This window comes from Brevundimonas sp. BAL450 (assembly GCF_015767455.1).
Classification (GTDB): Bacteria; Pseudomonadota; Alphaproteobacteria; order Caulobacterales; family Caulobacteraceae; genus Brevundimonas; species Brevundimonas abyssalis.
In genome coordinates, this window is sequence record NZ_JADWOW010000038.1 from 24,195 (window position 1) to 32,902 (window position 8,708).

Annotated in this window: 14 protein-coding genes; 2 read left to right on the forward strand and 12 right to left on the reverse strand. The window is 68.5% G+C overall.

What is annotated here, in order from left to right:
- Positions 1-7: 7 nt before the first annotated feature.
- Genes IWC96_RS03260 through IWC96_RS03270 form a run of 3 tightly spaced genes read right to left on the reverse strand, consistent with a single transcriptional unit; the run spans position 8 to position 1,834 of the window.
- A complete protein-coding gene (locus IWC96_RS03260; RefSeq protein WP_196838333.1) occupies positions 8-991 on the reverse strand; it encodes an alpha/beta fold hydrolase in 984 nt (327 codons plus the stop codon).
- Complete coding sequence (locus IWC96_RS03265; protein WP_196838337.1) at positions 988-1,584, reverse strand: uracil-DNA glycosylase family protein; 597 nt, start codon at positions 1,582-1,584, stop codon at positions 988-990. Before IWC96_RS03265 ends, IWC96_RS03260 begins: the two co-directional genes overlap by 4 nt.
- On the reverse strand, positions 1,568-1,834 hold the full coding sequence (locus IWC96_RS03270) for a DUF3253 domain-containing protein (protein WP_021696922.1): 267 nt from the start codon (positions 1,832-1,834) through the stop codon (positions 1,568-1,570). Before IWC96_RS03270 ends, IWC96_RS03265 begins: the two co-directional genes overlap by 17 nt.
- Before the next feature lie 49 nt (positions 1,835-1,883).
- Between IWC96_RS03270 and IWC96_RS03275 the strand changes: the two genes are divergently transcribed.
- Positions 1,884-2,318: a PaaI family thioesterase gene (locus tag IWC96_RS03275; RefSeq protein ID WP_021696921.1), complete on the forward strand. Its 435-nt coding sequence runs from the start codon at positions 1,884-1,886 to the stop codon at positions 2,316-2,318.
- 2 nt (positions 2,319-2,320) lie between these two features.
- Here IWC96_RS03275 and IWC96_RS03280 read toward each other — a convergent pair whose 3' ends face one another.
- Genes IWC96_RS03280 through IWC96_RS03320 form a run of 9 tightly spaced genes read right to left on the reverse strand, consistent with a single transcriptional unit; the run spans position 2,321 to position 7,965 of the window.
- Positions 2,321-2,704: a type II toxin-antitoxin system VapC family toxin gene (locus IWC96_RS03280; protein WP_021696920.1), complete on the reverse strand. Its 384-nt coding sequence runs from the start codon at positions 2,702-2,704 to the stop codon at positions 2,321-2,323.
- Positions 2,701-2,961: a type II toxin-antitoxin system Phd/YefM family antitoxin gene (locus IWC96_RS03285; RefSeq protein ID WP_021696919.1), complete on the reverse strand. Its 261-nt coding sequence runs from the start codon at positions 2,959-2,961 to the stop codon at positions 2,701-2,703. Before IWC96_RS03285 ends, IWC96_RS03280 begins: the two co-directional genes overlap by 4 nt.
- 37 nt (positions 2,962-2,998) lie before the next feature.
- Positions 2,999-3,637, reverse strand: a complete 639-nt coding sequence (locus tag IWC96_RS03290; RefSeq protein WP_021696918.1) for a YoaK family protein — start codon at positions 3,635-3,637, stop codon at positions 2,999-3,001.
- A gap of 11 nt (positions 3,638-3,648) precedes the next feature.
- Positions 3,649-4,266 carry a glutathione S-transferase family protein gene (locus tag IWC96_RS03295; protein WP_021696917.1) on the reverse strand — a complete coding sequence of 206 codons (618 nt, stop codon included), beginning with the start codon at positions 4,264-4,266 and terminating at the stop codon, positions 3,649-3,651.
- A 32-nt stretch (positions 4,267-4,298) separates the two neighbouring features.
- Positions 4,299-5,573 (reverse strand): NupC/NupG family nucleoside CNT transporter, encoded by a 1,275-nt coding sequence (locus tag IWC96_RS03300; RefSeq protein WP_196838334.1) that lies wholly within the window; start codon positions 5,571-5,573, stop codon positions 4,299-4,301.
- A gap of 60 nt (positions 5,574-5,633) precedes the next feature.
- Complete coding sequence (locus IWC96_RS03305; protein WP_021696915.1) at positions 5,634-6,110, reverse strand: DoxX family protein; 477 nt, start codon at positions 6,108-6,110, stop codon at positions 5,634-5,636.
- A complete protein-coding gene (locus IWC96_RS03310; RefSeq protein ID WP_021696914.1) occupies positions 6,107-6,817 on the reverse strand; it encodes a DNA-binding domain-containing protein in 711 nt (236 codons plus the stop codon). The genes IWC96_RS03305 and IWC96_RS03310 overlap by 4 nt, the downstream gene beginning before the upstream one ends.
- Entirely contained in the window at positions 6,810-7,652 is an 843-nt protein-coding gene (locus IWC96_RS03315; protein WP_021696913.1) for a DUF692 domain-containing protein, read from the reverse strand. The genes IWC96_RS03310 and IWC96_RS03315 overlap by 8 nt, the downstream gene beginning before the upstream one ends.
- A gap of 16 nt (positions 7,653-7,668) precedes the next feature.
- Positions 7,669-7,965, reverse strand: coding sequence for a DUF2282 domain-containing protein (locus IWC96_RS03320; RefSeq protein WP_021696912.1), 297 nt, complete (start codon positions 7,963-7,965; stop codon positions 7,669-7,671).
- A 159-nt stretch (positions 7,966-8,124) separates the two neighbouring features.
- Here IWC96_RS03320 and IWC96_RS03325 point away from each other — a divergent pair, with 159 nt between their 5' ends.
- Positions 8,125-8,670, forward strand: coding sequence for a sigma-70 family RNA polymerase sigma factor (locus tag IWC96_RS03325; protein WP_196838335.1), 546 nt, complete (start codon positions 8,125-8,127; stop codon positions 8,668-8,670).
- Positions 8,671-8,708: the final 38 nt, after the last annotated feature.

Genomic DNA, 8,708 nt, shown 5'->3' on the forward strand with positions numbered 1-8,708 from the left:
GCGCTGACTATTTGGCGGGAACCGGCGGGGCGCCCGACGGGAACGGCGCGGCGGGATCGCGCAGGAAGGCCGCCACGTCCCCATAGACGCGCAGGGCCTGCCGGTCCCGGTTCAGCAGGTGCCAGCCGTCTTCGTAGAAGGCCGTGCGCAGGTTCGGCGGCTCACCTGCCCGCTCCAGCGCCAGCGCCATGGGCTCGTCCTCGATGATCTGGTCGTGGGTCCCGTAGAACAGGGCGGTCGGGACGCGGGTGCGGCCCAGATCGCGGCTGGCCGTCTCCATCAAGTCCACGAGGCCCGCCAGCGCGTCGAACCGGGTGGCGAAAATCATGTCCGGGTCTCGGCCCATGCGCAGCAGCTCCACCAGATTGTCCGAGGCGCGGATGTCGCGCACGGCCCAGTCGGGCGGCTCCAGCGCGGTGGAGCCCATCAGACGCGCCGCAGCCCACAGGCTGGCGCGATAGCTGAACGGCTGGCTGGACCAGCCCCACACCGCCGGGGCCAGCAGCACCAGCCGGTCGGCGGCGGGCGGACGGTCCGAGGCGAAGGCGGCCACGGCCACGGCCCCGCCCATACTCTCCCCGGCCACGGCGATGACCGCATCGGGGTGCCGGGCGCGGACCAGCGCCACGACCGTGCGCAGGTCCTCGGTCATCAGGTCCTGCCCGGCCCAGACCCCGCGTCCGGGCGCCCGGCCGAAGCCGCGCTGGTCATAGGCGTAGGTGGCGACGCCTTGCTCCGCCCACTGCGGCCCGGCCAGATGGAACGAGGCCTTGTGGTCGTTCATGCCGTGCAGGGCCACCACCACCGCCCACGGCTCGCCCTCGGGCAGCCAGTGCAGCATGGGCAGCCGGGCGCCGTCCTGGACCACGAAGGCGTCTGGCTCGATGACGGACCCGGCGAAGCCCGGCGGCGGGGTCAGGGGCTGCTGCACCGTCGGCGCGCAGGCGGCCAAGGCCAGCATCAGGATCAAGGCGGAGACGGGACGGATCATGACGCCAGCATAGCCCGCACCCGCCCGCGCAGATAAGGGACCACCTCGGCCTCGAACCACGGATTGCGTCGCAGCCAGGCGGTGTTGCGCCAGGAAGGGTGCGGCAGGGGCAGGACGTCCGGCAGATAATCCCGCCACGCCGCCACGGTCGCGGTCATGGTCGGCTTCATGCGGTCCGCCAGCGCCCAGGCCTGGGCGTGGCCGCCCACCAGCAGGGTCAGCTCCACCTCCGGCAGGGCCTCCAGCAGGCGGGGCCGCCACAGCTGGGCGCAGCGCCTGGGCGGCGGATGGTCCCCGCCCCCCGCGGCCGTGCCGGGATAGCAGAAGGCCTGGGCCGCCACGCCGATGCGCGGGTCGCTATAGAAAACGTCCGAATCCACGCCCATCCAGTCGCGCAGGCGGTCGCCGGACGCGTCGGTGAAGGGGGCGCCGCTCTCATGCACCCGCCGCCCCGGCGCCTGGCCGCAGATCAGCAAGCGCGTCTCCGGCGCCACCATGACCACCGGCCGGGGCTCGTGCGCCAGTTCGCCCGCACAGGCGCGGCAGGCCCGGATCTCGGCGAGGACGGCGTTCAGGTCAGGCGGGGTCATCATCTCCAGGAGCATCCGGCAGCTTCAGCCGGATAACGCCCTTGAAGGCGTTCGGATCGACGGGCTTGCCCTTCTTGGTGATGATCAGGCGGCCTTCGCGGGCCAGGCCCACGGCCACGCCGCGGACCTTGGGCAGCATCCGCTGCCACTGCTCGGGCTGCAATTCCTTGGCCACATCGGACGGCTCGATGGACTTGCCGGGCGCCAGCCGGTTCAGGTGATCGAAAATGGCGCTCTCGATTGGATCGGTCATCGGGCCTATATGCTGCGCTGCAAAAGATATTTCGAGTCGGAGATTGAGGATGGTCGAGAAGATCACGGTGAGCGAGGGCGAATTCGCCGGCTGGCAGACCTATGACCTGCACGGCACCTTCGACCAGGTGGTGGGCCCGTTCTATTTCAAACCGGACCCCGACGGCCAGATGCGCTGCGCCTTCCGGGCCGAGCCCAAGCACATGAATGCGGGCGGGCGCATGCACGGCGGCTGCCTGATGACCTTCGCCGACATCGCCCTGTTCCAGACCGCCTATCAGGAGATGGAAGGCAAGTCCGGGGTGACGGTGCAGTTGGACTCCACTTTCATCGACGGCGCCCATGTGGGTGAACTGGTGGAGGCCACCGGCGAGGTGGTGCGCGCGGGCGGCTCGCTGATCTTCGTGCGCGGCCAGATCCACGCAGAGGGCCGAACCCTGATGACCTTCTCCGGCGTGATCAAGAAGTTCACCCCGCGGGCGTGAGGTCAGGCGCGCAGGATGGGGACCCCATACTGCTCGAGCTTTCGATCAGCCGTCGCAAAGACAAGCCCCTCAAGGCGAGCCTGACAGATCAGCAACCGGTCAAAGGGGTCGCCGTGGCCGTCGCGCGGCAGACTGCGCACGGCCCACACGTGATCGGCGGTAATCGGCAATCGCTCAAAGGGACCGTCATCGACAAGGGCTCGAAACCTCTCCGGAAGCCGGAGTTTGCCGATGGACAGCTTGATGGCGATTTCCCACAGGCTGACATCGCTGACGACGACGCGGGTCGTAGCCTGCGATTTTAGCCATTCGCGAAATTCCTCACCCAGCTGGTCCGGGTCGGTCAAGGCTCGGATCAGCACATTGGTGTCGATCAGGACCCTCAAGGCTTGTCGAGGCCCTTCTCGAACATGGCTTCGACCTCGGCGTCCGCTTCATCGAAATCCGGCGCGACCCAGACCTGCCCCTTGAGGGCGCCCAGCCACTGGCTGTGATCAACCCGTTCCTGCTCGCTCTGCACCGGCACAAGACGCACGAGCGGCTTGCCCGCCCTGGCGATCGTCACGTCCTCGCCGGCGAGGGCGCGTTCGATCAGCTTCGACAGATTGGTCTTGGCGTCATGGATGTTCGCGATGGCGGCCATGGCAGGTAAGCTAGGTTAGCTAACGTCGGAGCGCAACTCACGCAGAGCGGACACGCCCCGACGCCAGGGCCAGCGCCGCCGCAAGACCCGCCGCCGGATAGAGCGCGACGAGGCCCCCGAGGCTGAAGGCCAGAGCCCCCAGAATCGCGCCGACGGTCAGCCCGCCCCACAACATCAGCGGAGGCGCCACATCCCGCAGCGGGCCGCCGCGCATGGCCGCCGCCAGTGTATGGCCGATCTTGACCAGGGCGCCCGTCATGTAGGTCAGCCCGACGCCTACCTGTCCGTTCCGGAGAAAGACCGCGTTCTCGAGCCCCATGGCGACCACCATGCAGGTGACGGCGATGACAGGGCGCCCCATTCCAGCCGCGAGCGCCGCCGCCAGCAACAGGGCGGCTTCCACGGCCAGCACACGGGCCCGCGGACGCGGACCGGCTCCAGACGCGACAAGAGCGCCGAGCATGGCCCCGATCACGAACAGCAGAAGGATCAACCCGGCGACGCCGGCCAGACGCCAGTCACCCTGGGCCAGACCTGCGGCCATGCGCGTGGTGTTGCCGCTCATGAACGAGACGAACAGACCGCCCAGCTGCAGGAAGCCGATGCTGTCCACATAGCCGGCCAGCGCCGCCAGCAGCACGGCCATCCAGCGTTCGACCGGCGCCAATACCTGCATGGCGGCCTCCGTTAAAGCCCTGCCTTCGCCGTCGGACGGGCGCGGCAAGCCTCGAGCCAGCGGTTGAAGTGGATGTAGTCCTCGGGCGGGCGGTATTTGATCAGGCGGCCGAAATCCACGCCGGTGGCGGCGACGATGTCGGCGATGGTGAAGCGGTCCGTGGCGATGAATTCCCGATCGGCCAGACGGCGGTCCAGAACCTTCATGTAGCGCTCGGCGCTGTCGCGGTTATAGGCGGCCACCTCGGGCTTGGGCTCTTCCAGCGTGGCCAGCGCCGGATGGGTGAAGCGCACCGTCAGCATCATCGGCGTGGACAGGTACATCTCGACCCGACGGGTCCACATCTCGATCTCGGCCTGTTCACGCGCATCCCGGCCAAACAGGTTCGGTTCCGGATACAGCGTCTCCAGATAGCGGCAGATGGCCAGGGATTCCGAGATGCAGGTCCCGTCGTCCAGCTCCAACGCCGGGACGTGCGGCGCGCCTACCTTGTCGCGATATTCGGACGTCCGATGCTGACCGGCGAGCAGGTCCACTTGCACGATCTCGATGTCCTCGATGCCCTTTTCCGCCATCAGCCAGCGGACGCGGCGCGGATTGGGCGCGCGTTGGGTGTCATAGAGCTTCATGGGTCGCCCTCCGGTTCGTTTCTTTTCGAAACCTAACCGGTGAAGATGCTGTCCGGCAAGGCGCCGACCACCGAGGTGGTGACCAGGGTGGCCAGGAACCCGCCCATCAGCGCCTTCCAGACCAGACCCAGCACCATCTCGCGCCGTTCCGGGATCAGGATGGACAGGCCAGTGACCGAAATGCCCACCGAACCGATGTTGGCGAAGCCGCACAGGGCATAGGTCATCAGGCGCCGGGTGCGCTCGCTGATCTCGCCGTCGGGAATGCCGCCCAGCTCGATGAAGGCCACGAACTCGGTCAGGGTCAGCTTGACCCCCAGCAGCCAGCCGGCCTTGCCCGCTTCGCTCCACTCGACCCCCGTGGCCCACGCCAGCGGCGCGAAGGCGAAGCCCAGCAGGCGCTCCACCGTCACCGGCTCGCCGAACAGCCAGAAGCCGCCGATCATCATATTGACCAGGGTCATCAGGGCCACGAACACGATCAGGATGGCCGAGATGTTGAGCACCACCATCAGGCCGTCGGCCGTGCCCTTGGAGATGGCGTCGATGGCGCTGTCGTACTTCAGGGCCGAGTCGTATTCGGCGTAGGCGCCGCCCTCCCCCGGCTTCTCCGGCACCAGAATGCGGGCCAGAAGCACGCCCGCCGGAGCCGAGACGATGGACGCCACCAGCACATGGCCCGCCGCATTGGGCAGCACCGGCGCCAGGATGGTGGCGTAGGCCACCATGGTCGAGCCCGCCACGGTGGAGAAGCCCACCGTCATCAGCAGGAAGATCTCCGACCGGGTCAGCTTGTCCAGATAGGCGCGGATGACGATGGGGCTCTCGATCATGCCCAGGAAGATGTTGGACGCCACCGCCAGCGCCGAGGCCCCGCCCAGCCCCATGGATTTCTGGAACAGCAGGCCGAAGCCCCGGGTGATCCACTTGAGGATTTTCCAGTGCCACAACAGGGCCGACAGCGCCGAGATCACCAGAATCAGCGGCAGGACCTGGAAGGCGAAAACGAACAACGCCTCCTGGTTCTCCACCGAATAGGGCTGATCCCCGCCGGCCAGATAGCCGAAGATGAACTGGGCCCCGCGCCGGGTGGCGGTCGCCAGCCCCTCCACCGCGCCGGAGATCACCGCCAGCCCGATATCCGCACCCGGCACCCCGAACACGAACAGGATGATGGCCGTCTGGACCGCCACCGCGCCCAGCGCCAGCTTCCACGGAAAGGCCCGCCGGTTCTCCGACAGCACCCAGCACAGGCCGATGATGACCGCCAGGCCAATCAGGCTCTGGGCGTTGAGAAGGGTGAACATCGACAAGGGTCCCCGCGCGCGTTCCTCCCTGTAGCGGTCGTCGCGCCGGGTGCAAGCAGATCATGCGCGGGACGATCGCTCCAGACCGATCAGCCGGTCGACGCTCCAGGCGCCGGGGCCTCGCGAGATCAGATAGAGCATGGGCCCTGCCCACATCAGGTGGGTCGGCCAACCTGTCGGGATGACGAACAGCTGGATCACCACCGTCATGCCCAGCAGGGCCAGGGCCGAGAACCGGGTGAACAGCCCCAGCACCAGCAACACCGGAAACAGATGCTCGGCCCAGGTGGCCAGATAGGCGGCGGCGTCCGGCGGCAGCAGGGGCACGCGGTACTCTTCGGCGAACAGGAAGAAGGTGGTGTCCGACAGGGTCAGGACGCCATCCACCTTGGTCCGTCCCGAGATGAAGAAGACCGCCGCTACGCCCAGCCGCATGACAAGGGCCAGCAGGCTGTGCGGCGTCAGCGTCTCGAGGCGTGCATGCAGGGTTTCGAGCGGAAAGCGGCGGGTGGCGGGGGCGTCGGCAGCGGTGGTCATGGATTGAACTCCTGCGAGGATTGAAGGACGCCCCATGCCGTCAGTTCGGCCATGAGGTCGGCTGGGGTCTGGCCCGGATGGTCGATCAGCACGCGCGCCATGACAGCGCCGCCGGTCAGGCCGCGCCGGACAGAGTCCAGAACCGTCCATTCGGCGTCCGTCAGCAGCCGCGCGCGGACCTCGGCTTGCGGCCTGTGGATCAGAAGCGACTGCGTCTCGGGCGACCAGCGCATGGCGGCGCCCGGCTGATCCGGATAGCGGTGGGCCAGCCACAGGGCCGGCGCGCTCCAGTCGAAACGGAACAGCCGCGCCGAGGGATGAAGCGGTCCCGGCCCGCGATCCGGCGCCAGATGGGCCTCGGTCCAGGCGCGATCCAGCCGCGCCGCCGGGACCAGATAGGGCAGTTCCCGCGCCGGCGGGAACGACGCCAGAAAATCCGGAAACGTCTCGCCATACGCCGCCAGCGCGGGATCGGGGTCCGGGTGCGCGCGCATGAAGGCGCGGGCCGCTCCGGCGAACCAGTCCTCGCCCACCATCTCCGCCACCACCGGATAGTTGGCGGCCAGCGCCTCGATGCGGCTCCGGGCGGCGGTGTTGCGATAGATCGTCAGACCCGCCAGCCCGCGCGCGTCCAGCGCCAGCCATGGCGACAGGCCCTCCGGCGCTCCGGCCAGGGCCCTGTGAAAGGCGTCGTGGAACTCAGACATGGGCCACGCTCCGCCGCTGACTGGCGGTCAGCAGGCCGTGCGCCCGCTCACGTTCGGCGAGCAGGATTTCGAACGGCGGCAACTCGGCGTCCCGTTCGATCAGGGTCGGCCGTGGGCCCGTGCGCGCGATCAGCCGGTCATAAAGCGCCCAGACATCCTCGCAGACAGGCGCGGCATGGCTGTCGATCAGCAGGGTCTCGCCCCATTCCGAATCCGGCGTGCTGCCCGCCAGGTGAACCTCGCCGATCAGCCCGGCGGGCACCGCGTCCAGGTAGACGGTCGGGTCGAAACCCAGATTGCGGGCGCTCACATGGACATTGTTTACGTCCAGCAACAGGCCGCAGCCGGTGCGCCGGGCAAGGGCGGTCAGGAACTCGACCTCCTCCATCTCGTGGCCTTTAAGGGCCAGATAGAGCGACGGGTTCTCGATCAGCAGCGGGCGACCCAGCACGTCCTGGGCCGCATCCACATGGTCGCAGATGCGGTCCAGCAGCGCCCGGGTGCGCGGAAACGGCAGCAGGTCCGGGTGATAGGTCCCCGCGTGGCGGGACCAGGCCAGGTGTTCGGACACCACGAACGGCTCGAAGCGGTCGATCAGGGCCCTGAGCGCCTGCAGATGCGCGGCGTCCGGCGGCTCGGCGCCCGCCAGCGACATCCCCACCCCGTGCAGGGACAGGGGATGCCGCTCGCGGATCGCGGCCAGCCAGCCCAGGCGCGGACCGCCCGCGACCATGTAGTTTTCGGGGTGCACTTCGAACCACAGGCCGGCCGTCGGACAGGCCAGGGCGTCGGCGTAGTGCCGTGGCTTCAGACCCAGTCCGGCGGACGGCTGCATGGACGGTCTCCCCGGATCAGCGGTTGACGGGCGTCAGGGAGCCCATACCGCGGGGCGTCTCAATGGAGGTGCAGGTGCCCTTGGGCACATACTTCCAGGCGTTGCCCTGCCAGTCGCGGGTCGAGGTGCCGGCGCAGCTTGTGCCCGGCCCGGCGGCGCAGTCGTTCTGGCCCGCGCGGGACACGCCGTAGCAGCGCTCCATCTCGCCGCGCTGCGCGCCTTCGGCGTTCTGTCCGCCGGACTGGGCGGCGGCGACGCCGACGCCGACGGTCATCAGGGCGGCGGCGCCGGTCAGGATCAGGGTGCGGTTCATCGGGATCTCCTTGAGTGCGATCGGAACCTGAGTGGTCCGACAACACCGGGTTCGACGTCCGCCCCGCGAAGGTTACAGCCGGTCGGCGAAATTTGTCGGCCTGCTTTTTTCTAGACCGCGTGTAACCTTTGGCGTCCCCGGACGAACCCGGAACCAGTCGTGGCCGAACGTGAAGTCCATCTGAAGCGGTTGATGCAGGCGGGTCTGGCGGGTGACGCCGCGGCCTGGCGAAGCCTGTTGACGGAACTGCGGGATCCCTTGCGGGCCTTCTTCCGGCGACGTCTGTACGACGGCGAGGCCGACGCCGAGGATCTGGTGCAGGAGACCCTGATCGCCATCCACGCCAAGCGCGCGACCTTTCAGCCCGACCAGAGCGTCGGGGCGTGGTGCTTCGCCATCGCGCGCTACAAGCTGATCGACCATCTGCGTCGCCAGGGGCGTCGCGCCACCGTGCCGCTGGAGGACCATCAGGACGTGCTTTGGGCATCCGAAACCGCCGAGGAGGGGGTGGCGCGCCGCGACCTGTCGCGGGTGCTGTCCATCCTGCCCGCCCGACAGCGCCGGCTGATCGAGGATGTGCGCCTGTCCGGATTCAGCGTGGCCGAGGCCGCCGACCGCAACGGATTCAGCGAGGGCGCGGCAAAGGTCAGCGTCCACCGCGCCATGAAGACCCTGACCGCCAGCGTGACCGCCCATGAAGACTGATGATCTCATCGACGCCCTGGGCGCCGGGCTCGAGCCCG